This is a genomic window from Streptomyces sp. NPDC033221, assembly GCF_055577005.1.
In genome coordinates, this window is record NZ_JBVIQN010000020.1 from 64129 (window position 1) to 88494 (window position 24366).

General features: G+C 72.2%; 25 protein-coding genes. 19 read left to right on the top strand and 6 right to left on the bottom strand.

Going from position 1 to position 24366, the window contains the following annotated elements; translation table 11 throughout:
* The first annotated feature begins 40 nt into the window (after window positions 1–40).
* The 14 genes from ACZ53K_RS24905 to ACZ53K_RS24970 all read left to right on the top strand — a co-directional run bounded on the left by ACZ53K_RS24905 (window position 41) and on the right by ACZ53K_RS24970 (window position 11859).
* Window positions 41–892 (top strand): LLM class flavin-dependent oxidoreductase, encoded by an 852-nt coding sequence (locus tag ACZ53K_RS24905; protein WP_468840534.1) that lies wholly within the window; start codon window positions 41–43, stop codon window positions 890–892.
* A 537-nt stretch (window positions 893–1429) separates the two neighbouring features.
* A complete protein-coding gene (locus ACZ53K_RS24910) occupies window positions 1430–1996 on the top strand; it encodes a GNAT family N-acetyltransferase (protein ID WP_468840536.1) in 567 nt (188 codons plus the stop codon).
* A gap of 162 nt (window positions 1997–2158) precedes the next feature.
* Window positions 2159–2242, top strand: a complete 84-nt coding sequence (locus tag ACZ53K_RS24915; protein WP_312024626.1) for a putative leader peptide — start codon at window positions 2159–2161, stop codon at window positions 2240–2242.
* Between the two features lie 194 nt (window positions 2243–2436).
* A complete protein-coding gene (locus tag ACZ53K_RS24920) occupies window positions 2437–4134 on the top strand; it encodes a nitrite/sulfite reductase (protein ID WP_468840539.1) in 1698 nt (565 codons plus the stop codon).
* On the top strand, window positions 4131–4328 hold the full coding sequence (locus ACZ53K_RS24925; RefSeq protein ID WP_468840540.1) for a hypothetical protein: 198 nt from the start codon (window positions 4131–4133) through the stop codon (window positions 4326–4328). The genes ACZ53K_RS24920 and ACZ53K_RS24925 overlap by 4 nt, the downstream gene beginning before the upstream one ends.
* Window positions 4325–5032: a phosphoadenylyl-sulfate reductase gene (locus ACZ53K_RS24930; RefSeq protein ID WP_468840542.1), complete on the top strand. Its 708-nt coding sequence runs from the start codon at window positions 4325–4327 to the stop codon at window positions 5030–5032. The genes ACZ53K_RS24925 and ACZ53K_RS24930 overlap by 4 nt, the downstream gene beginning before the upstream one ends.
* A 68-nt stretch (window positions 5033–5100) precedes the next feature.
* Window positions 5101–5634, top strand: coding sequence for an adenylyl-sulfate kinase (gene cysC, locus ACZ53K_RS24935; protein ID WP_468840544.1), 534 nt, complete (start codon window positions 5101–5103; stop codon window positions 5632–5634).
* Entirely contained in the window at window positions 5631–6584 is a 954-nt protein-coding gene (cysD, locus tag ACZ53K_RS24940; protein ID WP_468840546.1) for a sulfate adenylyltransferase subunit CysD, read from the top strand. The genes cysC and cysD overlap by 4 nt, the downstream gene beginning before the upstream one ends.
* Before the next feature lie 2 nt (window positions 6585–6586).
* Entirely contained in the window at window positions 6587–7948 is a 1362-nt protein-coding gene (locus tag ACZ53K_RS24945; protein ID WP_468840548.1) for a sulfate adenylyltransferase subunit 1, read from the top strand.
* A gap of 1 nt (window position 7949) precedes the next feature.
* The gene (locus ACZ53K_RS24950; protein ID WP_468840715.1) at window positions 7950–8087 is read left to right on the top strand and encodes a hypothetical protein; all 138 of its coding nucleotides are present in this window, start codon (window positions 7950–7952) and stop codon (window positions 8085–8087) included.
* Window positions 8088–8188: 101 nt separating this feature from the next.
* Window positions 8189–9292 (top strand): aliphatic sulfonate ABC transporter substrate-binding protein, encoded by a 1104-nt coding sequence (locus ACZ53K_RS24955; RefSeq protein ID WP_468840550.1) that lies wholly within the window; start codon window positions 8189–8191, stop codon window positions 9290–9292.
* A gap of 34 nt (window positions 9293–9326) precedes the next feature.
* Window positions 9327–10166 carry an ABC transporter ATP-binding protein gene (locus tag ACZ53K_RS24960; protein WP_468840552.1) on the top strand — a complete coding sequence of 280 codons (840 nt, stop codon included), beginning with the start codon at window positions 9327–9329 and terminating at the stop codon, window positions 10164–10166.
* Window positions 10153–11097, top strand: a complete 945-nt coding sequence (locus ACZ53K_RS24965) for an ABC transporter permease (protein WP_468840554.1) — start codon at window positions 10153–10155, stop codon at window positions 11095–11097. Before ACZ53K_RS24960 ends, ACZ53K_RS24965 begins: the two co-directional genes overlap by 14 nt.
* 3 nt (window positions 11098–11100) lie before the next feature.
* On the top strand, window positions 11101–11859 hold the full coding sequence (locus ACZ53K_RS24970; RefSeq protein WP_468840556.1) for a sirohydrochlorin chelatase: 759 nt from the start codon (window positions 11101–11103) through the stop codon (window positions 11857–11859).
* 175 nt (window positions 11860–12034) lie between these two features.
* Here ACZ53K_RS24970 and ACZ53K_RS24975 read toward each other — a convergent pair whose 3' ends face one another.
* The gene (locus ACZ53K_RS24975) at window positions 12035–12418 is read right to left on the bottom strand and encodes an ATP-binding protein (protein ID WP_468840558.1); all 384 of its coding nucleotides are present in this window, start codon (window positions 12416–12418) and stop codon (window positions 12035–12037) included.
* Complete coding sequence (locus ACZ53K_RS24980) at window positions 12411–12926, bottom strand: hypothetical protein (protein WP_468840560.1); 516 nt, start codon at window positions 12924–12926, stop codon at window positions 12411–12413. The genes ACZ53K_RS24975 and ACZ53K_RS24980 overlap by 8 nt, the downstream gene beginning before the upstream one ends.
* A gap of 772 nt (window positions 12927–13698) precedes the next feature.
* Here ACZ53K_RS24980 and ACZ53K_RS24985 point away from each other — a divergent pair.
* Complete coding sequence (locus ACZ53K_RS24985) at window positions 13699–14304, top strand: hypothetical protein (protein ID WP_468840562.1); 606 nt, start codon at window positions 13699–13701, stop codon at window positions 14302–14304.
* Window positions 14301–14954 carry a GNAT family N-acetyltransferase gene (locus tag ACZ53K_RS24990; RefSeq protein WP_468840564.1) on the top strand — a complete coding sequence of 218 codons (654 nt, stop codon included), beginning with the start codon at window positions 14301–14303 and terminating at the stop codon, window positions 14952–14954. The genes ACZ53K_RS24985 and ACZ53K_RS24990 overlap by 4 nt, the downstream gene beginning before the upstream one ends.
* Here ACZ53K_RS24990 and ACZ53K_RS24995 read toward each other — a convergent pair.
* The 4 genes from ACZ53K_RS24995 to ACZ53K_RS25010 form a co-directional block, all read right to left on the bottom strand.
* The gene (locus tag ACZ53K_RS24995) at window positions 14914–15420 is read right to left on the bottom strand and encodes a metallophosphoesterase family protein (protein WP_468840566.1); all 507 of its coding nucleotides are present in this window, start codon (window positions 15418–15420) and stop codon (window positions 14914–14916) included. The genes ACZ53K_RS24990 and ACZ53K_RS24995 overlap by 41 nt on opposite strands.
* A 19-nt stretch (window positions 15421–15439) precedes the next feature.
* The gene (locus ACZ53K_RS25000; protein ID WP_468840568.1) at window positions 15440–17473 is read right to left on the bottom strand and encodes a CocE/NonD family hydrolase; all 2034 of its coding nucleotides are present in this window, start codon (window positions 17471–17473) and stop codon (window positions 15440–15442) included.
* Between the two features lie 52 nt (window positions 17474–17525).
* A complete protein-coding gene (locus tag ACZ53K_RS25005) occupies window positions 17526–18824 on the bottom strand; it encodes an ATP-grasp domain-containing protein (RefSeq protein ID WP_468840570.1) in 1299 nt (432 codons plus the stop codon).
* A gap of 255 nt (window positions 18825–19079) precedes the next feature.
* A complete protein-coding gene (locus ACZ53K_RS25010; protein WP_468840699.1) occupies window positions 19080–20348 on the bottom strand; it encodes an MFS transporter in 1269 nt (422 codons plus the stop codon).
* A gap of 762 nt (window positions 20349–21110) precedes the next feature.
* On the opposite strand from ACZ53K_RS25010, the gene ACZ53K_RS25015 reads away from it, so the two are divergent.
* From ACZ53K_RS25015 to ACZ53K_RS25025, 3 genes are all read left to right on the top strand, one after another.
* On the top strand, window positions 21111–22172 hold the full coding sequence (locus ACZ53K_RS25015) for a glycosyltransferase family 9 protein (protein WP_468840572.1): 1062 nt from the start codon (window positions 21111–21113) through the stop codon (window positions 22170–22172).
* On the top strand, window positions 22169–23110 hold the full coding sequence (locus tag ACZ53K_RS25020) for a polysaccharide pyruvyl transferase family protein (RefSeq protein ID WP_468840574.1): 942 nt from the start codon (window positions 22169–22171) through the stop codon (window positions 23108–23110). Before ACZ53K_RS25015 ends, ACZ53K_RS25020 begins: the two co-directional genes overlap by 4 nt.
* A gap of 239 nt (window positions 23111–23349) precedes the next feature.
* Window positions 23350–24309 carry a UDP-glucuronic acid decarboxylase family protein gene (locus ACZ53K_RS25025; protein WP_468840576.1) on the top strand — a complete coding sequence of 320 codons (960 nt, stop codon included), beginning with the start codon at window positions 23350–23352 and terminating at the stop codon, window positions 24307–24309.
* Window positions 24310–24366: the final 57 nt, after the last annotated feature.

Consider the following 24366-nt stretch of genomic DNA (forward strand, 5'->3'; position numbering starts at 1 on the left):
GACCTTTCGCGCTCGGCCCTGCCCTCCTGGAGGACCTCTCATGTCCATCGGCCTCGGCCTGCCCATCGGCGACCCCGCATCCCTGCTGACCTGGGCCCGGCGCGCCGACGCCGCCCCGTTCCGCAGCATCGCGCTGCTCGACCGGCTGGCGTACGGCAACCCCGAACCACTGATCACCCTGGCCGCGCTGGCCGGTGCCACCTCCCGCGTACGGCTGCAGACCGAGGTGCTGCTCGCGCCGCTGCACCGCACCGCGCTGCTCGCCAAGCAGGCGGCCACCCTCGACGTGCTCTCCGGCGCACGGTTCACGCTCGGCATCGGGCTGGGCGGGCGCGCGGACGACTACACGGCGGCGGGCGTGGACATTCATACCCGCGGCCGCCGGCTGGACGGCCAGCTGTCCCGGCTGCGGGCCGCCTGGTCCGGTGAGCCGTACGGCGAGGAGGCCGGCCCGATCGGTCCCGCGCCGGCCCGCGCCGGCGGCCCGGAGGTCCTCTTCGGCGGTTTCGTGCCGGCCGTGGTCCGGCGGGTCGCCCGCTGGGGCGACGGCTTCCTCGGCGCGGCACTGCCCCCGGCGATGATGGACGGGCTGTTCCGCGATGTGGAGAAGGCCTGGGACGAGGCGGGGCGGCCCGGCCGCCCGCGGCTGGTGGCCCAGGTGAACGTGGCGCTCGGCCCGGAGTCCGTCCTCGATGAGGCCCGGCGCGAGGTGCGCGCGTACTACGGCCCGTTCGAGTACACCGATCACGTGGTGAACGGGCTGCTCACCACGGCACGCGGCATCCGCGACGCGGTGTCCGTCTTCCGCGCCATCGGCGCCGACGAGGTGATGCTCTACTGCTGGGCCACCGACCCGGACCAGGTGCACCGCATCGCGGACGCGGTGCGGTGATCCGTCCGGGCCGCGCGGGCGCTTCCCGTGCGGCCCGGACGCGGGCACGGTCAGCCGAGAGCGGGATTCCCGAGGTCCAGCGCCAGCCGGTTTCCCCAGTCGTTGGTGAACACGGCGTTCGTGCCCTCGTAACGCCCCCCCGACGAACGGGTTGGAGTGGAACATCACGGCGACCCACCGCAGCGAGCGGCCGGCGTCGAGACGGGCGAGGTGGCCGATGTTGCCCATCCCGCCGCCACCACCGGACAGCCACCCCGTTCCGTCCGGCAGGGGGCTCTCGAAACAGGTGTCGGCCTGGTCGAAGCCGTACTCCTCGATGGCACGGGCCACGTCCAACGGCCCTCCGACATGGAACGGAATCGGCTGCCCGGCATCACGGTGGTACGCCCCCGGGCCTTCGACATGCAGTTCCGAGCCGATGTCGTCCGGACGGTACAGCCCGTCGCGACCCGGCATGTCCCCGGCGCGCCAGAGCTCCTCGACCCATCCCATGGCCCGTCCTCCATCCCCTCGTCAGGGCTGTGATGTGCTGCCCCCATGACCATCACCGTAACCACCTGGCACCTCGAACAGACCGCCCACGGCGACCTCGCCCCGGCCGCTGCTCCCCCGGCGGAGCAGCGGGTGGAGATCGTCCGTGCGGAGGTGGCGTCGCCTGAATTCAGCCGGTTCCTGTACGCGTCCGTGGGTGGGGACATCGCGTGGACGGACCGGCTGGGGTGGTCGTCCGCACGGTGGCGGGAGTTCCTGGAACGGCCCGGTGTGGAGACCTGGGTGGCGTACGAGCGGGGGACGCCGGCCGGGTACATCGAGCTGGACGCGCAGCCCGAAGGGGTCGTGGAAATCAGCTATTTCGGGCTGCTGCCGGCGTTCCGCGGCCGCCGCATAGGGGGGCACCTGCTGGCGTACGGGACCGCGCGCGCCTGGGACCTGGCCGAGCGGTGGCCGGAGCAGGCGAAGACCCGGCGGGTGTGGGTGCACACGTGCAGCCAGGACGGTCCGCATGCGCTGGACAACTACCGGCGGCGCGGTTTCCGAGTGTGCGCGACCGAGGTGACCGAGGAGCCGGAGGCGCCCGCTCCGGGCGCCTGGCCGGGCGCCTGAGCGGAGGCCCGGCTTCCCGCCGGGAAAGGGGAGGGCGGGGGCGCAAAGACCCGTCCTTCCGCAAGCGTGGCCGGCATCACATCGTCTCAATGAGCGGGACACTCTTGTCCATATTCCGGATAGTGGTGGACTGGCTCAAGAGCGCCATGACACGCTTCCGTCATGTCTACAGCTGGAATTGCCTTGGTGAGTCGGCGGCACGTCGACCTCGGCCGCATGTCCAGCGCCATCTGTCCGGCGGGCTGACAGTCTCAGCAACGTCATCTTTGTCGCCGTCCCCACCGTTGCGGACGCGCGGGCACCCCTGATCCGACCTGCCCCGGACCCCTTGCGCCCAGTACCTCGCGCCATTCCGCGCCGAGGTGCGTCTTCGCAGGTCACGGTGGAGTTTCCGCTGCCCGCCCCCGCCCTCACCGAGCCGCCCAGAAGGACATACCGCCATGGCCGCCACCCCCGAACGAACCGGTTCCGCCACGACCCGCCGCAAGGCCGGACGCCACCGCGGTGAGGGCCAGTGGGCCGTGGGCCACTTCACCCCGCTGAACGGCAACGAGCAGTTCAAGAAGGACGACGACGGTCTCAATGTGCGGACACGCATTGAGACGATCTACGCCAAGCGCGGTTTCGACTCGATCGACCCCAGCGACCTGCGCGGCCGGATGCGCTGGTGGGGCCTGTACACCCAGCGCAAGCCCGGCATCGACGGCGGCAAGACCGCGGTCCTGGAGCCGGAGGAGCTGGACGACAAGCACTTCATGCTGCGGGTCCGGGTCGACGGCGGACGGCTGAGCGTCGCGCAGCTGCGGGCCATCGGTGAGGTCTCCCAGGAGTACGCGCGCGGCACCGCCGACATCACCGACCGGCAGAACATCCAGCTGCACTGGATCCGCATCGAGGACGTCCCGGCGATCTGGGAGAAGCTGGAGTCCGTCGGGCTGTCGACGACCGAGGCGTGCGGCGACTGCCCGCGTGTCATCATCGGCTCGCCGGTCGCCGGCATCGCGGCCGACGAGATCATCGACGGTTCGTCCGCGATCGCGGAGATCGAGCGGCGCTTCATCGGCAGCAAGGAATTCTCCAACCTGCCGCGGAAGTTCAAGACGGCGGTCTCCGGCTCGCCGGTGCAGGACGTGGTCCACGAGATCAACGACGTCGCGTTCGTGGGCGTCGAGCACCCCGAGTACGGGCCCGGCTTCGACCTGTGGGTGGGCGGCGGCCTGTCCACCAATCCGCGGCTCGGCGAACGCCTCGGCGCGTGGGTGCCGTTGGCGGACGTACCCGAGGCGTGGGCCGGCGTCGTGGGGATCTTCCGGGACTACGGCTACCGACGGCTGCGCAACCGCGCCCGGCTGAAGTTCCTGATGGCGGACTGGGGCCCGGAGAAGTTCCGTGAGGTGCTGGAGAACGAGTACCTGAAGCGGAAGCTGGCCGACGGCCCGGCGCCCGCCGAGCCCAGCTCGCGCTGGCGCGACCACGTGGGTGTGCACCGCCAGAAGGACGGCCGGTTCTACGTGGGCTTCGCGCCGCGCGTCGGCCGGGTGGACGGCGCCACCCTCGTCAAGATCGCCGAACTGGCCGCGGCGCACGGCTCGGACCGGCTGAACACCACCGTCGAGCAGAAGATGATCATCCTCGACGTGACCGAGGACCAGGTCGAGCCGCTGATCGCGGGGCTGGAGGCACTGGACTTCCAGGTCCGGCCGTCGCCCTTCCGGCGCGGCACGATGGCCTGCACCGGCATCGAGTTCTGCAAGCTGGCGATCGTCGAGACCAAGGCGCGCGGCGCCTCGCTCATCGACGAACTGGAGCGCCGGATGCCGGACTTCGAGGAGCCGGTCAGCATCAACATCAACGGCTGCCCGAACGCCTGCGCCCGCATCCAGACCGCGGACATCGGCCTCAAGGGCCAGCTGATGCTGGACGCCGACGGCAACCAGGTCGAGGGCTACCAGGTGCACCTGGGCGGCGCGCTCGGCCTCCAGGCGGGCTTCGGCCGCAAGGTCCGCGGCCTGAAGGTCACGGCCGACGAACTGCCCGACTACGTCGAGCGGGTGCTGACCAGGTTCCAGGAGCAGCGCGAGGACGGCGAGCGGTTCGCCACCTGGGCCGCCCGCGCCGAAGAGGGTGCGTTGAAGTGAGCGGGCGGGCCGCGCCGTTCTACTGCCCGTACTGCGGGGACGAGGACCTGCGCCCCTCCGAGGAGGGGCACGGCTCGTGGGAATGCGGGGCGTGCAACCGCGCGTTCCGGCTCTCGTTCCTCGGACTGCTGGCCAAGGGTGTCACCGCCCCGGCCGGGCAGCACGACAACCGCCAAGGGGGCAGCAGCATATGACGACGACTCAGCACCGTACGGAGACCGAACTGGCCGCGCTCGCCGAGCGGGCGGGCCGCGACCTGGAGGACGCCTCCCCGCTGGAGATCCTCACCTGGGCCGCCGGCACCTTCGGCAAGCGCTTCTGCGTCACCTCTTCCATGGAGGACGCGGTCGTCGCCCACCTGGCGTCGCGCGCCTTCCCCGGCGTCGACGTGGTCTTCCTCGACACCGGCTACCACTTCCCCGAGACCCTCGGCACCCGGGACGCGGTGGCCGAGGTGATGGACGTCAACGTCATCACCCTCACCCCGCGGCGGACGGTGGCCGAGCAGGACGCCGAGCACGGGCCGAAGCTGCACGACCGCGACCCCGACCTGTGCTGCGCGCTGCGCAAGGTCCAGCCCCTCGAAGAGGGCCTGGCCGGGTACGACGCCTGGGCGACCGGACTGCGCCGCGACGAGTCGCCGACCCGCGCCGGCACCCCGGTCGTGGGCTGGGACGCACGGCGCCGCAAGGTGAAGGTCTCGCCGATAGCGCGCTGGACACAGCAGGACGTGGACGCGTACGTCACCGAGCACGGCGTGCTCACCAACCCGCTGCTGCTCGACGGTTACGCCTCGGTGGGCTGCGCGCCCTGCACCCGCCGGGTGCAGGCGGGCGAGGACGCGCGGGCCGGCCGCTGGGCCGGCAGCAACAAGACCGAATGCGGGCTGCACGGATGAGCGGCTCCACGATGTCCGGCCGTCAGGCGCCGGACGACAGGACGACCCAGGACCTTCGGGAGCGAAAGATGACGGGCGCCACGGTGTGGCTGACCGGACTGCCCAGCGCCGGCAAGACCACGATCGCGTACGCGCTGGCGGAGCGGCTGCGGGGTGAGGGCCACCGCGTCGAGGTGCTGGACGGCGACGAGATCCGCGAGTTCCTCTCGGCGGGGCTCGGGTTCAGCCGGGCGGACCGGGACACCAACGTCCAGCGCATCGGCTTCGTCGCCGAGCTGCTGGCGAGCAACGGCGTCAAGGCGCTGGTGCCGGTGATCGCGCCGTACGCGGACTCGCGGGAGGCGGTGCGCAAGCGCCATCAGCGCGAGGGCACGCCGTACCTGGAGGTGCATGTGGCCACGCCCGTCGAGGTGTGCTCCGAGCGGGACGTGAAGGGCCTGTACGCGAAGCAGGCGGCCGGTGAGCTCTCCGGGCTGACCGGCGTCGACGACCCGTACGAGGCGCCCGAGGCGCCCGACCTGCGCATCGCGTCGCACACCCAGACCGTGCAGGAGTCCGCGGCGGCGCTGTACGCGCTGCTCACCGAGAGGGGACTGGCATGACGACCGCCACTGCCGTGAGCGAGAGCGCCCGAAACGCCGGAGACGCCGACAACCCGTACGCGCTGAGCCACCTGGACGCGCTGGAGTCCGAGGCGGTGCACATCTTCCGCGAGGTGGCGGGCGAGTTCGAGCGGCCGGTGATCCTCTTCTCCGGCGGCAAGGACTCGATCCTGATGCTGCACCTGGCGCTGAAGGCGTTCGCGCCCGCACCGGTGCCGTTCGCGCTGCTGCACGTCGACACCGGCCACAACTTCCCCGAGGTGCTGGAGTACCGCGACCGCACGGTGGCCCGGCACGGGCTGCGGCTGCACGTCGCCTCCGTACAGGACTTCATCGACCGCGGCGAACTGCGCGAGCGCCCGGACGGCACCCGCAACCCGCTGCAGACCGTTCCGCTGCTGCACGCCATCGAGTCGAACCGTTTCGACGCGGTGTTCGGCGGCGGGCGCCGGGACGAGGAGAAGGCCCGCGCCAAGGAGCGGGTGTTCTCGCTGCGCGACGAGTTCGGCGGCTGGGACCCGCGCCGCCAGCGCCCCGAGCTGTGGCAGCTCTACAACGGCCGGCACTCCCCCGGCGAGCACGTCCGGGTCTTCCCGCTGTCGAACTGGACCGAGCTGGACGTGTGGCAGTACATCGCCCGCGAGAAGATCGAACTGCCCGCCATCTACTACGCGCACGAGCGCGAGGTCTTCGCCCGCAGCGGCATGTGGCTGGCCCCGGGCGAGTGGGGCGGCCCCAAGGACGGCGAGCGGACCGAGACGCGGCGGGTGCGCTACCGCACCGTCGGTGACATGTCCTGCACCGGCGCCGTCGACTCCGACGCGGTCACCATCGAGGCCGTCATCGCGGAGATCGCCGCCTCCCGGCTCACCGAGCGGGGCGCCACCCGGGCCGACGACAAGCTGTCGGAGGCCGCCATGGAGGACCGTAAGCGCGAGGGGTATTTCTAATCATGAGCACGATTGTCGATCCGGTCGACCCGGTCGATGCGACCGGTACGGCGGCCACCTCGCTGCTGCGCTTCGCCACCGCCGGTTCGGTGGACGACGGCAAGTCCACCCTGGTCGGGCGGTTGCTGCACGATTCGAAGTCGGTGCTGGCCGACCAGCTCGAAGCCGTCGAGCGGGCGTCGCTGGGCCGCGGCCAGGAGGCCCCGGACCTGGCTCTGCTGACCGACGGGCTGCGCGCCGAGCGGGAGCAGGGCATCACCATCGATGTCGCGTACCGCTACTTCGCCACGCCCCGGCGGCGGTTCATCCTCGCCGACACCCCGGGGCATGTGCAGTACACCCGCAACATGGTCACCGGCGCCTCCACCGCCGAGCTGGCCGTGGTGCTGGTCGACGCCCGCAACGGCGTCGTCGAGCAGACCCGTCGGCACGCCGCCGTCGCCGCGCTGCTGCGCGTCCCGCACGTCGTCCTGGCCGTCAACAAGATGGACCTGGTGGACTACGCGGAGCCGGTCTTCGCCGCGATCGCCGAGGAGTTCACCACGTACGCCGCCTCACTGGGCGTACCGGAGATCACCGCGATCCCGATCTCGGCGCTGGCGGGCGACAACGTCGTGAGCCCGTCCACGAACATGGACTGGTACGGCGGCCCGACCGTGCTGGAGCACCTGGAGACCGTGCCGGTCGTGGCCGACCCGTCCGAGGACCCGGCGCGCTTCCCGGTGCAGTACGTCATCCGCCCGCAGACCCCCGACCTGCCCGACTACCGCGGCTACGCGGGGCAGATCGCCTCCGGTGTGCTGCGCGTCGGCGACGCGGTGACCGTGCTGCCGTCGGGCCGTACGAGCACCGTCGAGGCGCTGGACGTGCTGGGCCAGGCGGTGGACGTGGCCTGGGCGCCGCAGTCGGTGACCGTACGGCTCGCCGACGACCTGGACATCTCCCGCGGCGACCTGATCGCCCCGGCCGCCACCCCGCCGGCCACCACGCAGGACGTCGAGGCGACCGTCTGCCACGTCGCCGACCGGCCGCTGAAGACCGGCCAGCGGGTGCTGCTCAAGCACACCACCCGTACGGTCAAGGCGATCGTCAAGGACATCCCGTCCCGGCTGACGCTCGACGACCTCTCCCAGCACCCGGCGCCCGGCGAGCTGGCCGCCAACGACATCGGGCGGGTCGTCCTGCGCACCGCCGAGCCGCTGGCGCTGGACCCGTACGCCGACTCCCGGCGTACCGGATCGTTCCTGCTCATCGACCCGGCGGACGGCACCACGCTGACCGCGGGGATGGCCGGGTCCGCGTTCGCCGAGGCGGCCGAGGCCGCGGCGGCCGCCGCGGACGACGACGCGGAATGGGACTTCTGACATGAGCGCTCCCCTGCCCCTCGACGCCGTCACGACCTTCGCGGACGCCTTCTCGACGTTTGCGAAGGAAGGCGGCCGGATCGGCAGTGGCGCCCTGGGCAGCGGCCAGGGCGGCGTCGGGCGATGTGTGTGCCGATGACGTACCGCCACGTATCCCCCACGCCCCCCTTCCGAAGATCCACCGCTCTGCCGGGCCCGCCGTAGGCGCTCGCCGCCCGGCCCTCCGAGAGGACCCCTCCCGTGCCTGCCGTACGCCACCGCCTCCTGGCGGCCCTCGCCGTCGTCCCCCTGCTGACCGGCGCACTGGGCGCGTGCGGATACGGCTCCCGCGCCAAGCAGGACGGGCCGGGCGCGGTCGCGGCGAAGGGCCCGAAGACCGACGGGCTCGACCGGGTCAAGGTCGGCTACTTCGCCAACACCACGCACGCGACCGCGCTGGTCGGCGACCAGAAGGGCTTCTTCCAGAAGGAGCTGGGCGGTACGAAGTTCGCGCCGTCGGTGTTCAACGCGGGCCCGGCGGAGATCGAGGCGCTGAACTCCGGCGCCATCGACATCGGCTGGATCGGCCCGTCCCCCGCCATCAACGGCTGGACCACCTCCCAGGGCAAGAGCCTGAAGATCATCTCGGGTTCGGCGTCCGGCGGCGTCTCGCTCGTCGTCGACCCCAAGAAGATCAAGAGCCTGGACGACCTCAAGGGCAAGACGATCGCCACCCCGCAGCTGGGCAACACCCAGGACGTGGCGCTCCTCAACTACCTGGCCGAGAAGGGCTACCAGGTCGACGCCACCACCGGCAAGGGCGACGTGACCGTCCAGCGCACCGAGAACAAGGTCGCCCCGGTCGCCTTCCGGCAGGGCAGCATCGACGCCGCGTGGGTGCCGGAGCCAACCGCCTCCAAGCTGGTCGCCGAGGGCGGCAAGGTGCTGCTGGACGAGAAGAAGCTGTGGAAGGACGGCAAGTTCGTCATCACGAACGTGATCGTCTCGCAGAAGTTCCTCAAGGAGCACCCGAAGGCCGTCGAGGCGGTGCTGCGCGGCTCGGTGCGGACCAACACGTACATCAGGACCCACCCGGCCGAGGCCAAGCAGGCACTCAACGACAAGCTGGCCGCCACGGCCGGCAAGGCGCTGCCGCCCGACGTCATCGACCCGGCGTTCCGCAACACCGACGTCACCGACGACCCGCTGGCCGCCACCCTCCGGCAGGAGGCGGACCACGCGGTCCGGGCCGGCCTGCTGAAGAAGCCCGCGCTCAAGGGCATCTACGACCTCACGCTGCTCAACAAGGTGCTCAAGGCCGAGGGCAAGCCGGCGGTCGACGACGCCGGACTCGGCAGCGAATAGTCCCGCCGCACCGCACTCCCAGGAGGTGACACCGATGACGACCACCACGCTCAGCAAGCCCGGCAGCCGGCCGTCCGCCACGGCGGACCCGGGCGCCGCCGCTGCCTACGCCGCTCGCATCGACCATGTCTCGAAGTCGTTCGGCCGCCCCGGCGCGCAGCAGCACGTGCTGGACGACATCAGCATCGATGTCGCACCGGGCGAATTCGTGTGCCTGCTGGGGGCGTCGGGCTGCGGCAAGTCGACGCTGCTCAACCTCGTCGCCGGACTCGACGGGCCCTCGGCGGGCAGCATCGAGACACCCGGCGGCCGCCCTGCCCTGATGTTCCAGGAGCACGCGCTGTTCCCGTGGCTCACCGCGGGCCGCAACATCGAACTGGCACTGCGGCTGCGCGGGGTGCCGCGCGCCGAGCGCCGGGACGAGGCCGAGCGGCTGCTGGAGCTCGTACGGCTCAAGGGCGCGTACGGCAAGCGGGTGCACGAGCTGTCCGGCGGTATGCGGCAACGCGTCGCGATGGCCCGCGCGCTCGCCCAGGACAGTCAGCTCCTCCTCATGGACGAGCCGTTCGCGGCGCTCGACGCCATCACGCGGGACGTGCTGCACGACGAGCTGACCCGCATCTGGCGGGACGCCAATGACAACGCCTCCGGCAGCGGCGGCCTGTCCGTCCTGTTCGTCACCCACAACGTCCGGGAAGCGGTGCGGCTCGCCGAGCGGGTGGTGCTGCTGTCCTCCCGGCCCGGCCGGATCGCCCGCGAGTGGACCGTGGCCATCCCGCACCCGCGGCGCATCGAGGACGCGGCGGTCGCCGACCTTTCCGTAGAGATCACCGAACAGCTCCGTGGGGAGATCCGCCGCCATGGCCAGCACTGAGACCGGCACCGCCGACACGGCCGACGGGACCGCCACCGCCGAGGCGCCCGCAGCCGCGAAGCCGGACGGCGCCTCCGGCGACCTCGCCGGGCTGGAAGCCGGCCTGGACGCCCTGGACACCACGGTCTCCGACCGCCAGCCCTGGCTGCGGACGCTGGTCTCCAAGGCCGTGCCGCCGATCGTCGCCGTCGCCCTCGTCCTCGGCCTGTGGCAGCTCGCCTACCACTTCGAGCTGAAGGACCACTACCTGCTGCCCAGCCCGGTCGACGTGGCCCGGTCGCTCCAGGACAAGTGGCTCGAAGGGACCCTGCTCGACTACGTGTGGACGAGCGTGTCACGCGGCGCGCTCGGCTTCCTGGCCTCGGTGGCGATCGGCACGCCGCTGGGTCTGATCGTCGCCCGGGTCAAACCGGTACGCGCCGCGATCGGCCCCATCCTCAGCGGCCTCCAGTCGCTGCCGTCGGTGGCCTGGGTGCCCGCCGCGATCATCTGGTTCGGCTTGAGCGACGCCACGATCTACACGGTCGTCCTGCTCGGCGCCGTCCCCTCCATCGCCAACGGCCTGGTCGCCGGCGTCGACCAGATCTCCCCCCTCTACCTCCGCGCCGGCCGGACGATCGGCGCGCGCGGCCTGACCGGCGTACGGCACGTCCTGCTGCCCGCCGCGCTGCCCGGCTACCTCGCCGGACTCAAGCAGGGCTGGGCCTTCTCCTGGCGCTCGCTGATGGCCGCCGAACTCATCGTCAACGCCGCCGACCTGGGCACCGGCCTCGGCCAGCTCCTCGAACAGGGCCGCGAACTCCAGGACATGTCCTGGGTGCTCTCCGCCATCCTCCTCATCCTCATCGTCGGCATCGGCATCGAACTGCTGATCTTCGCGCCGCTCGAACGCCGGGTGCTGCGCAGCCGCGGCCTGCTGGTGAAGAGCTGACCCATGGACGCACGACCGGCCCTCCTCGTCATCGCCCACGGCAGCCGCGATCCCCGGCACGCCGCGACCGTCACCGCGCTCCGCGCGCGAGTCCGGGCGCAGCGGCCCGGCCTGCGCGTCGAGGTGGCCTTCCTCGACTTCAACGCGCCGGGCGTGCCACGGGCACTGGAGCGGCTGGCGGCGGACGGCGTACGGGAGGTGGTGGCCCTGCCGCTGCTGCTCACCCGCGCCTTCCACGCCAAGACGGACATCCCGGCCGTGCTGCGGGAGGCCGGCGCACGGCTGCCCCGCCTCACGGTGCACCAAGCCGATGTCCTCGGCCCCTCTCCCCTGCTCACCGCCGCCCTGGAACGGCGGCTGTACGAAGCCGGGCTGCGGCCCGGCGACCGGCGCTCGACCGGGGTCGTCCTGGCCTCGGCGGGCTCCTCCGACCCGGAGGCGATCGCAGTGATCGCTGAAATCGCGCGGGAGTGGCGGCGTACCACCGGTTGGTACTCCGTGCGGCCTGCGTTCGCCTCCGCTTCCCTCCCCCGCACGGCCGACGCCGTACGGGCCCTGCGGGCCGAGGGCGCCGAACGGGTGGCGGTGGCGCCGTACGTCCTCGCCCCCGGCCGCCTCCCGGACCGCATCGCACACGGCGCCGAGGAGGCGGGCGCCGATGTGCTGGCCGATGTGCTGGGGCCGGCGCCGGAGGTGGCGCGGCTGCTGGTGCGGCGGTACGAGGGGGCGCTGGGGCGGGAGACCCCGGCGTTGGTGGCGTGACCGGCGGGGCCGCCACCGAGCACCGTTGTCAGGGGGCATGGCCGGGTACCCCGCGGTACAGAAGCAGGCGGTCACGGTCGCGGGTCCGCAGCCGCCCCAGGATCGGTAGTGCTGGGGGAGTTCATGCCGCTCCCGAATGAATCGTCTTCCGCCACCTCGGCCCACACCCGTTTCCTCACCGCATTACGTCAACGCCCCAGCCGTCCGACATTGCCTCCACAAGCTGCAAGCCCCGCCCGCCCGGACTGTCGGAGGTGACGGTTTTGCGGTACGGGTGGCCTCGGTCCTTGTCCGTGACGGCAACCAGTACGCGGCGTTGTGCGGCGCGGGACACCGTGACGCGGATGCAGGAGCCGCGGGCATGGCGGACGGCGTTGGCGATCAGTTCGGATACGACGAGAGTCGCGTTCTCGGCGAGATCGGTCAGATGCCAGATGTCCAGTGCGTTGCGCACCAGGCGGCGCGCCACGGCTGCCGACTCCGGCGTGCGCGGAAGGGACCTGGAGTACGTCGGCACCTCGGGAGCCGAGAGGGTGGTGAGCGCGCGCGCTTCAGACATGGCCGTCCTCGTTCTGCTGTTGAGCCGCGGCCTGTCGGCCAGCGGTGACCAGACGCGTCACGGCTTCGGGTGAGCACAGCAGCCCCGGGCCGTCGAGGGGAACAGACCAGTACGCGCCGCAGTGGAGTGTGGGTTCGGTGAGGTGCGCAGCGGGCACGCCCAGGAAGGCGTTCGTCCCAAGGCATTCGGCTTCCGGCAGGCGCCAACTGCGGGCAGTGCTCGCGGGCGTGAGAGCGAAGTAGCGACGCGACCGTGCGTCGAAGAACACCGGGCCGCCCGCCAGAGCCTCGGTGAGGGATATCGCGACGCCCTGATGATCCTGCTCGTCCCTGCCGACTGCGTCGTGCACGAGTGCGGCCGGCAAGCGGATAGCGGCGAAGAGACTGCCGCAGCGCAGGAGCGCCAGGCCGGACGTCGACCACTCGTGCCGCGCCTGCCGGACGTCCGGTGCTGCGGCGAGGAGCCAGTGCCCTGCCGCGAGCCACCGTTCGGCACGAGAGGTGACCATGCGCGTTGCCTGAGTCCGTCTTGTGCTTCGCACGCTCCGCGCTCCCCTCGATTGCTCTCTCGCTGCAAGCCAACTGCAGGGGCATTCGGGCGGCCGGACCTCCGCCCGGACGTTCACCCGGACTTTCCGTGGTGGCCGGACTTTCCGGGGCGACCGGTCTTCCTGTGCGTGCCTGCGGCGCTACGGTCGGTGCACGACCGGCTCACCGGAGGTGCAGCATGGACCCGACGCCCTTCGAGTACGCGTGCATGGCGCGCGGGTGGCAGAAACCTGCCGATTTTCTGCCGGCGTTCGCAAGGGCCGCGCATCTTCTGCACGAGCCCGTCACGGTCACGGACCGGCAGTTCCGTCGCTGGCGACAGCCGGCGCCGCCGGCACCTCGCTTGCACGCCTGGCGCGTGCTGCACGCCATGTTCGGTGTAGACCCCAGCAAGTTGGGTTTCCCCGGGCCCCCACCTGGTACCACCGTAGGAAGAGCAGCGTTGTCGGCACAGGAGGATTCGGGCGTGGACCGACGGGCGTTCATCACTGATTCCATAAGCGTCACCGCTGCCGCGAAGCTGCCACCCATGTCACGGACGCCCGTCGCCGGACAGCAAGGCGCTATCGGAACCTCCCATCTGCTCGAACTCACCGAAGGGCTGCGGTCCCTCTACCACCTGGACGCGCGTGGCTCTACTACGACGCCGACGACCAGGACACCGCCCGCCGCTACTGGGGCGAGGCCCTGACGCAAGCCACCATGCTCCGGGATCCCAGCCTCGGAATCCTCGTGCTGGCGTCCCTGAGCATGCAGGCCAGCCATGAGGGCCGACCGCGGGACGGGTACGACTTGGCCCGAGCCGCGCAGGAGCGGGCGAAGCCGTTGGGCTCGCCGGTGCTCCAGTCCCTCCCCGCCGTCCGCGAAGCCCGCGCCCTCTCCCTCATGAGGGATGGCAGGGCGGCCGGCCGGCGGCTTGCCGAGTCGATGCGGCTGATCGAGCGAGGCAGCCGCGATCGCCCGGCCCCGGAGTGGGCGGCTTTCCACGGGCAAGCCGAACTGGACTACGCGCAAGGGCTGCTGTACTCGGAGACCGGCCACCACCACGCCGCGGTCGGGTTTCTCCGTGCCGCACTCGCGCATCAGGACCGCATCTACGGCCGCAACCGCGCACTGTACCGGCTCACGCTCAGCCGCGGCCTGGCCAAATCCGGTGAAACCGATGAGAGCGCGGCGCAGGCTGTCGAAAGCCTGGACCATCTCACAGAGGTCGAGTCGGGCCGGGTACTGCGGCGTGTGAAAGAGGTGGCCGGGATCTTGGGCGCGGTGGACGCCGCCTGCGCCCGTGACGCAGCGGATCAACTATCCGGGTACGTCCATGCGAGGGGAGCGGCATGATGCCGACGTTCCACCGGTACGAGGGCCGAGATGCCGCACAGCAGCTCGACGTCCTCCTCGCCGCGTACGAGGAGGTGTACGCGGAGCCGCCGTACTGCGAGACGCCACGGGACGTGCGGGATTTCATCGAGCACTACCAGGTGCAGGTGCGGCGCCCGGGGATGCGACTGGTACTCGCCCACGACGAGGGCGAGGTGGTGGGGTTCACCTTCGGGTACCTTCTGGCCGCCGACACACGCTGGTGGCAGAACCTTCGGGAAACTCTGCCCGAAGTCTTCACGCGGGAGGATGGCCACCGCACGTATGTGATCATCGAGCTGGCCGCCCGGAGGGCGTGGCGGCGCCGAGGCATCGCCGCCGGCCTGCACGCCGAGCCCCTGGACGGCCTCGACGCCGAACGGGTCACCCTGACCGTCCGGCCCGAGCCGGAAGCGGCCCCGGCCCAGGCCGCATACGCGGCATGGGGGTATCGCATGGTCGGCGTCTCACATCCGTGGGAGGACGCCCCGAACTACAACGCCATGATCCGGGAGCTACCGTGGCCCGGAAATCCGTCGGAGCTCAGGGGCGCGGCGGCTGCGGCGCATACGTTGTCGCCGTCGCACGATGTCATCGGCGCGGCGGCAAGCGATGCAACTCCACCTCCGTGAACCGCCCCTCCCCCACCGCCGCCGTCATGTACGTGCAATACGGCTGCCGTCGTCGATCAGTCGGCGAGCCCGGGTTGAGCAGGCGCAGGCGGCCGTCCTCCGTTGTGGTGTCCCACGGGATGTGGCTGTGGCCGAAGACGAGGACGTCCAGGTCCGGGTACTGGGCGGCGCAGCGGCGTTCGCGGCCCAGCTTCTGGCCGGTCTCGTGGACCACGCCCCAGCGCAGACCGCCGAGTTCGGCGTACGCCACTTCCGGCAGGCGGGCGCGGAGGTCCGGGCCGTCGTTGTTGCCGTACACGCCGAGGAGCCTGCGGGAGCGGTCCTCCAGCAGGTCCAGGGTGGCGGTGTCCACCCAGTCCCCGGCGTGCACGACCACGTCGGCGCGCGCCACCTGTTCCAGCAGCTCCGGCGGCAGGGCCTTGGCGCGTTTGGGTAGGTGGGTGTCGGACGTCAGCAGCAGGCGCACGGGCCGACCGTAACCTCTCTCACAGGCAGTCGCGCGGCAGTGTCTCGTTCCAGGTGCGGGAGAAGACGCGGCGGTCGTTCTCGTAGCCGTCCAGGGTGGCGTCGATGATGAACTCCTTTTCGGAGCACCGCAGTTTCTGGTGGGTGACCACCCGTACGTCCCAGTCGCCGCGCCGGAAGCGCATGGTCCAGAGGGTCTCTCCGGCGGCCGAGGTGAAGTCGTCGGCGACGGTGGTGTACCGCTCGTAGGCGCGCCGGCCGACCTCCATGCCGGTGTCCTCCAGGCGTGCCAGCCCGCGGTCCTTGACGATCTCCAGCTCGGAGGTGTAGCCGACCAGGTCGCGCTTGACGTCCCAGCGTTCCTCCGGCGGGGTGAGCTGGGTGGTGGCGAGCGGGCAGGTGCCCTCCGGTTCGCCGAACGGGCGCGGGGGCAGCCGGTCCGGTTCGGTGGTGGGCCGCACCGGCAGGGTCAGGGTGCTGGTGCCCTCGTGGACGGTGAGCATGGCGGGCCGGGGCGGCGGCCAGGCCAGCGGCCAGTACGAGGTGGACAGCGACAGCCGGATGCGGTGGCCGGGCGGGAAGGCCTGGGCGACACCGTTGAGCTGGATGATGGCACGGTAGCGCTGTCCGGGCTCCAGGGGCTGCGGTTCGCCGACCGTCTCGTGGTGGGCGAGGTTGAGCACGCCGTAGGTGACGCGGGTGGCCCGGCCGTCGGGGGCCACGTCGGTGAGGCGGGCGGCGACCATGGCGACCGGTTCGCTGACCGACAGGTCCAGTTCGACGGTGGGTGAGCCGAGGATCTCGACGCGTTCGGTGAGCCGGTCGCTGTCGAAGACCAGCGAGCCGCCGTCCTCCTCGCGCTGGTCGTACGGCAGGTCCGGCGGCGCGTTGTAGGACGCCCACTTGCCGGCGAACTGGCCGACGGACAGCGGCGACTGCACGGTCAGCACACCGCAGCCCCGGTCACCGCACTCCTCGCCGTCGGCGCCGATGCGGTGCCGGAAGAGCGGGCGGGCGACGGAGCGGATGTGCGGCGAGGGCCAGTCCGGCTCGCCGACCCAGCGTCCCGGCCGGGTCTCGTAGGAGGTGGAAGGGGGCACGCTGTCCTGCATCCACGCGCTGAGCATCGGGCCGTCCATGACGCCGTTGTCGGCGCCCTTGAGCCAGTGGTCCCACCAGCGCACGACTTCCTGGAGGTAGCCGATGGCGGGCCCGGGTTCGCCCAGGTGGGGGAACTTGTGCGACCAGGGGCCGATCAGGCCCTTGCGCGGTACGTCGAGGTTGCCCAGCAGCCGCGTCACGGCGTTGGAGTAACCGTCGGCCCAGCCGCTGGAGGCGAGGACCGGGCAGCGTACGGAGCTGTAGTCCTCGCAGACCGAGGCGTGCCGCCAGTACGCGTCGCGGCGCTGGTGAGCCAGCCAGTTCAGGGCCCACGGCCGGGTGTTCTCCAGCCGTTCCCGCCACATCTCGCGCCATCGGCCGCCGACCACGGCCGGGTCGGGCGGGCAGGTGGCGTAGGCGAGCATGGTGCCCGCCTCGGCGAGGTTGTCGGAGAGCAGCTGGCCGCCCATGTAGTGCATGTCGTCGGCGTACCGGTCGTCGGTGAAGGACGCGATGACGATGGCGCGCAGGCTCTCGGGCTGCCGGGCGGCGACCTGGAGGGCCGCGAAGGCGCCCCAGGACAGGCCCATCATGCCGGTGTTGCCGTCGCACCAGGGCTGGTCGGCCAGCCAGGCGAGGATGTCCTCGGCGTCGGTCTGCTCCTGTTCCAGGTACTCGTCCTCCAGGACGCCCTCCGACTCGCCGGTGCCGCGCAGGTCGACGCGGACGCAGGCGTAGCCGTGGCCGGCGATGTAGGGGTGGTGGATCGAGTCGCGTACGGCGGTCAGGTCCCCTTTGCGGTACGGGATGTACTCCAGTACCGCCGGAACCGGTTCCTCGTCGGACGCCGTGGGGCGCCAGATGCGCGCCGACAGGCGGGTGCCGTCGGAGACGGGGATGGTGACATGGTCCTCCTCCGTCGTCGCGCAGGGCAGATTGCTGACGAAACGCATGGGGCGACCTTCTCCTTGCTGTCGTGCGGTCGGCGCGGCCGGGCGGACCGGTTCAGCCGTCCCCGTCGGCGGGTGCGGCCTTCTCGAAGGCCAGGTTCAGGGCCGCCACGCAGTGGTCGTACTTCTCGCGCAGCTCCTCTTCACTGTCGCCCCCGGTGACGACATGGGCCAGTTCGAAGCTGTAGCTGTCCTGCTGCTCCATGTCCGACAGGTGCTGGCCCGGCTCGGGAATCACGTGGATCCGCGTGCCCGGGATCCCGCGCTCGATGCGCTCGATCTCCTCCTGGGAGGGCACCTTGCAGGCGACGCCGTCGGCGAACCAGCGGTAGTACCACTTGGCGGCCGTCTTGTAGCGGCCCTCGCGGTGCGGCATGGCCGGGTCCTCGCCGAGGGCGAGGCGCAGCATGGCGTGGTGGTTGGGGGCGCCGTCGACGTACTGGAAGAGTTCGGCGTGCGACTGGGAGTGCCGGGGGTTGACCTCCAGCACGTTGATCACGTCGGTGTGCGGGTCGTAGAAGAACTCGATGCTGAACGTCGCCTCCCGCATGCCGATCTGCCGCATGACGCGGCGGGAGGTGTCGCGCAGCCGCTGCAGCACGGCCTCGGGGAGCGTCGAGGGGTACTGGTGGCGCAGGAAGGACGAGCTGCTGGGGTAGTCGATGGAGTCCAGGACGCCGTAGACCGTGACCTCGCCGTCGTGCGCGTACCCCTCGACGGCGACCTGGATGCCGGAGAGCGCCTCCTCCGCGAGGCAGACCCGGCCGCCGACGCCCGCCATCTCCTGGGGGAGGTCGAGGCGGTCGAGGATGTACTCGAAGGGCTCGCCGACGCGGCCGATGCCCCCGCGGATCTTGTCGACGGCGGCGCGGAACTCCGCCTCGTCCTTGACGCCGAAGGCCAGTTCCGAGGAGTACGCGAGGGCGGGCTTGAGCCACATGGGGAAACCGACGCCCTCGGGCGGGCTCGGAGGGTCCGCGTGGAGGTCGACCCGGCCGAAGCGCGGGTGGGTGTCGACTGCCTTCTCCTGCTCCAGCCGGCTCCAGTACTTGTGCTCGCACTTGACGACCGATTCGAGGGTGGTGCTGCGGGTGCCGTAGCGCTCGCTCAGGATCGGTACGAGGGTGCTCACCGGGAAGTCCCAGTAGCCGACGATGGCGTCGATGCTGCCGTCGAAGGAGTCCAGTACCTGCTGGGCCTTCTCCAGGAGGCCGGGTACGGACACCTCGCCGACCTGGAGTTCCTTGATGGTGAGCAGCGGGTGGAAGCGGTACCGGTCCGCGTCGGGGACGTCGTTCAGGGCGGGCAGGTTGGCCGCCTCCAGGCCGATCACAAAGATGTTCTTCTGACTCACCGGGGGATCCTCCTCGCCGCTTACTGTCCGGCGAGGCACGCGGGTACCCGCCGGGATCGCGGCAAACCCCGGGGAACTGTCCAGTCGGCGGCAAGAGGGCTGGTGGACGGCGTGGTGCGGCGGGGAGGCGGGGTGCCCCCGCACGGGAGAAGGCGCTCAAGGGCGCGCGCTACCCGGCGAGCGGTGCCCCGCGGGACCGGTGAAAGCCTCCGGGGGCCGGCGGGACACACCTCCCGCCGGCCCCCGGAGCGGCGCTCAGGCCACGGATCGGTAGTTCGCCGCCACGGCCGGGGCGGGAGACCGCGTCAGCCAGGTGATCCGCTCACGGGAGCGCAGCAAGGCGCCCGCGCCGATCGCCACGGCGATGATCAGACCGCCGGCCACCAGGGCGCCCCGGGCGCCGACCGCCTCCATCAGCAGGCCGAGCAGCGGCGGCGCCACCAGGCCCCACGCCGTGCTCGCACTGCGCCACACGCCCAGCACCCGGCCCCGCATGTTCGCTGGCGGGTCCGTCTGGAGCACCGTCGTACCGGCCGTGTCGGAGACCGACTCGACCACCGACATCGGCAGCACCAGCACGAGCAGGACGATCAGCGACGGCGACAGCCCGGCGAAGACCTGGAGCAGCGCACCGGCCGCGGCCAGCGCGCCGACCAGCTTGACCGAGGGGTTGCGCAGCCGGGCGGCGAGGATCGCGCCGACGATGCCGCCCGCCGCCAGGACCGAGGAGACGGTGCCGAACGCTCCGGCGCCCGCCGCCAGCGGACCAGTGACCAGGACGGCCAGGGTCAGCTGGTAGTTACGGCCGAAGATCGCGCTCAGCCCGGTGATGGCGGCCAGCGCGACCAGGCGCGGCCGGCGCATGAAGAACGCCAGCCCGTCCCGGGCCCGGTCACCGATCTCCTCCTCCGGCGCCCCCACGGCCTCCACGGCCTTCTCGGTGGCCTGCGAGGACTTGGCCGGAGCGCGCAACGCCTCGCCGACCGGCCGCAGGAAGGGAATGACGGCCGCGACGAACAGGAAGGACACGCCGTTGGCCGCGTAGGCGGCGCCGGTGCCCAGGAAGCCGACGGCGACACCGGCCAGCCCCGTACCGCCGAGGCGTCCCACGCTGTGCACCAGCGAGCCGACCGCGATGGCGGAGGGCACGTCCTCCCGGCGGACGAGGTCGTTGCCGAGCAGGGCGGTGGCGGGGCCGTCGATCGTGGCGATCAGGCCGGTGACGGCGGCCAGCACCATCAGCAGCCCGTAGTTGAGCTGGCCGGTCGCGACCAGGGCCGCGGTCGTGAAGGCGACCAGGCCCAGTACGGCCTGGCTCAGCCCGGCGGTGAGCTTGCGCGGCCAGCGGTCGACGGCGGCGCCGCCGAACAGGCCCATGACCAGCCCGGGACCGGCCTGCACGGACAGTGACAGGCCGGTGGCCGCCGCGGACCCGGTGAGCTGCAGCACCAGCAGGTTCTGCACGGTGAGCTGCATCCAGGTGCCCGCGTTGGAGACCAGGTTGGCCACCGACCACCAGCGCATGCTGCGGTACCGCAGGGAGCGCCACGGCGCGTGGTCGCCGCCGTCGCCCTTGGCCTTGCGGCCCAGGAGGTACCGGAAGCCGCCGGCCCGCCGGCGCGTATTTTTCTCGGTTTCTACTGTTTCGGGGGTTTCCGGTGCGGGAATCGTTTCGTGGGAGTCCGCCTGCGCCGGGATACGGGCAGCGGAACGGACGGAAGAAGACGCAGAAGACACAGCGGCAGAAACTTCGTGAAGAGCCCAGCAGGCTCGGAGAGCGGCTCGGCGGGCACGGGGGCACGTCTGCGTGCGCGGCGTGGGCGCCGATTCGGTCGGAGTGCCGGCCTCTCCCGGTCCGTGGCGACGGACCCTTTCAGGCGCAGCAATGTCACATCTTCACAGACGGCTCCCGGCCGGGGGAACACCCCGCCGGGAGCCGGCTGCGCCGTGGACCTGCGCGAACCCCCTGGATCCCGTGTGCCGCAAGGGTTCCAGGGGGTGGGTGGGGTTGCTCACAGGGGCGGCTCGGCGAGGCCGGGGACGCGGGGGAGGCCAGGGAGGCGGCAAGGTGTCCGGCCGGCGCGCATGCCGGGCCCACGCAAGTGCGCAAGCATCAGTCACTCTCCGTAGCCGACTGTGGGCTTTCCCGGTCGCGGCCCGCCCGCGCCCCCCGCACATTGGTGTGCAGCGGTGCGTACCGCGCAGGCGGGCCCGCGCCGCCCCCGTACCGCCCCGCGCCGGGGGCCCGGCGCCCGCGGGGCTCGCAGAACGTCTAGGAGGCCCCGTATGACCCCGGCCCGCCCCAGCCCGCGCGACCCACTGCTTCCCGCCGGACGGCCCCGCATCCTGGTGCTCAGGGCACTCGGCCTCGGGGACCTGCTGACGGCGGTGCCTGCCCTGCGCGCCCTGCGCACGGCTCATCCGCAGCATGAACTGGTGCTGGCGGCGCCCCGCCGTCTCGCCGCGGCCGCCGCGGCGACGGGCGTGGTCGACCGGCTGCTGCCCGCGGCGGCGCCCGCCCGCAACGTGCCGCACGCGATCGACTGGTCCGGGCCGCCGCCGGCCGTCGCCGTGGATCTGCACGGCAGCGGGCCCGCCAGCCACCTGCCGCTGCTGGCGCTGCGCCCGGCCCGGCTGTTCGCGTACGCGCATCCGGCCACGCCGCGGGTGGCGGGCCCGGTCTGGCGCGAGGACGAGCACGAGCGCAGCCGCTGGTGCCGCCTGCTGACCTGGTACGGCATTCCGGCGGACCCGGACGACCTGCGGATCGGGGCGCCGGCGGAGCTTTCGCCCGCGCCCGGTGCCGTCGTGGTGCACCCGGGCGCGGATGCCGGGGCGCGCCGCTGGCCGCCGGAACGGTTCGCCGCGGTGGCGCACGCCCTGCACCGCGCGGGGCGCCGGGTCGTGGTCACCGCGGGCGCCGGCGAGGGGCCGCTCGCCCGGCAGGTCGCCGCGCAGGCCGGGCTGCCGCCGTCGGCCGTTCTGGGCGGCGAGGCGGACGTGCCGTTCGCGACGCTGGCGGCGCTGGTCGCCCGGGCCCGCGCGGTGATCGTGGGTGACACCGGGCTCGCGCATCTCGCCAGCGCCCTCGGGACGCCGTCCGTCGTGCTCTTCGGTCCGGTCGCGCCCCGGCTGTGGGGCCCGCCGCGGGTGCCCCGGCACCGGGTGCTGTGGCACCCGGACCAGCTGGACCGGGCCCGCCCCGGGGACGCGCACGGTGAGCAGCCGGACGGGCGGCTGCTGCGCATCACCGCGGCCGAGGTGCTGATGGCCGTGGCGCGGCTGCCCGAGCCGGTCCGGAGGCCGGAGCGGAGGCCGGAGCGGCCGGTCGCCGCGCCGGTTTCGTGAGGGCGTACGGCGGCCGTCCGCCCCGGGTCCTGCTCACCGGCTGGTTCAGCTTCCTGCACGGCGAGGTGACGGCGGGCGACCTGCTCGCGGCGGAGGCGGTCCAGGACGCGCTGGGCGGCGCCGGGCTCGCATTCGACACGGCCTGGTCGCCGGTGTTCCGGCCGGGCAGGCTGCAGCTGGACGGCGCCGACCCCGCCCGCTACACGGACCTCGTCTTCGCCTGCGGCCCGGTGCACTCCCGCCCGCCGCCGGACGGCGGGCCGAGTCCGCTGCTCGCGCTGCACGACCGGTTCGCGGGCTGCCGCCGCGTCGCCGTCGGCGTGTCCGTACCCGATCCGGACGACCCGGCGGTGACCCGCTTCGACGACGTACTGGCCCGCGATGCCGCCGGGCAGCCGTCGGGGGCGCGGGACCTGAGCCTGTGGGGTCCGGCGCCGTCCGGTCTGCCGCTCGTCGGCGTCGTGCTGACCGGCGGGCAGCACGAGTACGGCGCCCGCCGCCGGCACACCGAGGTCGGCGACGTCCTGGCGGACTGGCTGGGCGGTGTCGAAGCGGCGCGCCTGCCGATGGACACCCGTCTCGACTCGCGGGACTGGCGGCTGCCCGCGACACCGGACGAACTGCACGCCGTACTGGCCCGGCTGGACGTCGTGGTGACCACCCGGCTGCACGGCATGGTCCTGGCGCTGCGGGCGGGCATCCCGGCGCTCGCCGTGGATCCCGTCGGGGGCGGCGCGAAGGTGAGTGCCCAGGCGGCGGCGCTGGGCTGGCCCGGCGTCCTGCGCTGCGAGCAGGTGTGCGCGGCCGAGTTGGACCGGCTGCTGGCCTGGTGTCTGTCGGCGCGGGGCCGGGCGCAGGCCGCGCGGCACACGGCGCGGCCTGCCGGTGGCGGGCTGCTCGACGGGCTGCTGCGGCGCCTGGCCCAGCCGTACGGGTGAGTGTGGGACGGCAGTTGTCCTCGTGGCGTGCCGGGGGTGGGCTCCGCGTCGTACGGGGCGTCCTGGGGTGTCGCGGAGGCGGCGGCGCGTGGGCGGTCGGCCGGACAGAAGGCCGCCACTATGGAGAGCTTTTCAGGATAATTGATGGCTTAGCAGGATGCAGCATCGCTTAGCGTGACGTTTTTCTTGAAGCGGGCGAGGCACCCGATTCTGGGCACACCCCTAGTCGAGGGAGTCCCATGAACGCTCTTTCCCGGAACTGGAAACACGCCGTGGTGACCGGCGGCGCGGGTTTCGTCGGTTCCCACCTGTGCACCGCGCTGCTGGCCCAGGGCGCCACCGTCACCTGCATCGACGACCTGAGCACCGGGGTGCCGGAGAACACCGCGCAGCTGCGGGGGATCCCCGGGTTCACGTTCGTGGAAGCCGATGTGACCGAGCCGTTCCGGATCGGCCTCGAAGTGGATCTCGTCCTGCACTTCGCCTCCCCCGCCTCCCCCGCCGATTACCTGCGGCTGCCGCTGCACACGCTGGACACCGGAAGCCTCGGGACGCGCAACGCGCTCGCCGTGGCCCGTGCGCACGGGGCGCGCTTCCTCCTCGCCTCGACCTCGGAGGTGTACGGCGATCCGCAGCAGCATCCGCAGAGCGAGACCTACTGGGGCAACGTCAACCCCGTCGGCCCCAGGAGCGTGTACGACGAGGCGAAACGTTTCGGGGAGGCGATGACCACGGCCGAGGCGGGCACCCACGGCACCGACACCGGCATCGTGCGGCTGTTCAACACCTACGGCCCGCGGATGCGCGGCCACGACGGCCGCGCGGTGCCGACGTTCATCCGGCAGGCGCTGGCCGGGGAACCGCTCACCGTCACCGGCGACGGGCTGCAGACCCGCTCGCTGTGCCATGTGGACGACACCGTCCGGGGCATCCTCGCGGCGGCCGCCTCCGACCTGCGGGGACCGGTCAACCTCGGCAACCCGGTCGAGATCACCATGCTCGAACTCGCCCGCCTGATCATCGAACTGACCGGCTCCCGCTCCGAGATCCGCTTCATCGAACGGCCCACGGACGACCCCGCGGTCCGCTGCCCCGACATCACGATGGCCCGCGGCAAGCTCCAGTGGGAGCCCGAAGTGGCGCCGCGGGACGGCCTGGCGCGCACCGTCGAGTGGTTCCGCAAGCGGCAAGGGGCCTGACACCGCCTCCGGTTCCGGCAGCCGCCGGGACCGGGGTACCGGACGTCCGGGCCGCCC

Coding starts and splice junctions, on each gene's coding strand:
- ACZ53K_RS24990 (WP_468840564.1), top strand. CDS start 14,301: ATGATGCCGACGTTCCACCGGTACGAGGGCCGAGATGCCGCACAGCAG.
- ACZ53K_RS24915 (WP_312024626.1), top strand. CDS start 2,159: ATGTCTACAGCTGGAATTGCCTTGGTGAGTCGGCGGCACGTCGACCTC.
- ACZ53K_RS25000 (WP_468840568.1), bottom strand. CDS start 17,473: ATGCGTTTCGTCAGCAATCTGCCCTGCGCGACGACGGAGGAGGACCAT.
- ACZ53K_RS24930 (WP_468840542.1), top strand. CDS start 4,325: ATGACGACGACTCAGCACCGTACGGAGACCGAACTGGCCGCGCTCGCC.
- ACZ53K_RS24980 (WP_468840560.1), bottom strand. CDS start 12,926: ATGGTCACCTCTCGTGCCGAACGGTGGCTCGCGGCAGGGCACTGGCTC.
- cysD (WP_468840546.1), top strand. CDS start 5,631: ATGACGACCGCCACTGCCGTGAGCGAGAGCGCCCGAAACGCCGGAGAC.
- ACZ53K_RS24910 (WP_468840536.1), top strand. CDS start 1,430: ATGACCATCACCGTAACCACCTGGCACCTCGAACAGACCGCCCACGGC.
- ACZ53K_RS24960 (WP_468840552.1), top strand. CDS start 9,327: ATGACGACCACCACGCTCAGCAAGCCCGGCAGCCGGCCGTCCGCCACG.
- cysC (WP_468840544.1), top strand. CDS start 5,101: ATGACGGGCGCCACGGTGTGGCTGACCGGACTGCCCAGCGCCGGCAAG.
- ACZ53K_RS24965 (WP_468840554.1), top strand. CDS start 10,153: ATGGCCAGCACTGAGACCGGCACCGCCGACACGGCCGACGGGACCGCC.
- ACZ53K_RS25015 (WP_468840572.1), top strand. CDS start 21,111: ATGACCCCGGCCCGCCCCAGCCCGCGCGACCCACTGCTTCCCGCCGGA.
- ACZ53K_RS24950 (WP_468840715.1), top strand. CDS start 7,950: ATGAGCGCTCCCCTGCCCCTCGACGCCGTCACGACCTTCGCGGACGCC.
- ACZ53K_RS24905 (WP_468840534.1), top strand. CDS start 41: ATGTCCATCGGCCTCGGCCTGCCCATCGGCGACCCCGCATCCCTGCTG.
- ACZ53K_RS24970 (WP_468840556.1), top strand. CDS start 11,101: ATGGACGCACGACCGGCCCTCCTCGTCATCGCCCACGGCAGCCGCGAT.
- ACZ53K_RS24920 (WP_468840539.1), top strand. CDS start 2,437: ATGGCCGCCACCCCCGAACGAACCGGTTCCGCCACGACCCGCCGCAAG.
- ACZ53K_RS24975 (WP_468840558.1), bottom strand. CDS start 12,418: ATGTCTGAAGCGCGCGCGCTCACCACCCTCTCGGCTCCCGAGGTGCCG.
- ACZ53K_RS25025 (WP_468840576.1), top strand. CDS start 23,350: ATGAACGCTCTTTCCCGGAACTGGAAACACGCCGTGGTGACCGGCGGC.
- ACZ53K_RS25010 (WP_468840699.1), bottom strand. CDS start 20,348: ATGCGCTGGTGGTCGGTGGCCAACCTGGTCTCCAACGCGGGCACCTGG.
- ACZ53K_RS24945 (WP_468840548.1), top strand. CDS start 6,587: ATGAGCACGATTGTCGATCCGGTCGACCCGGTCGATGCGACCGGTACG.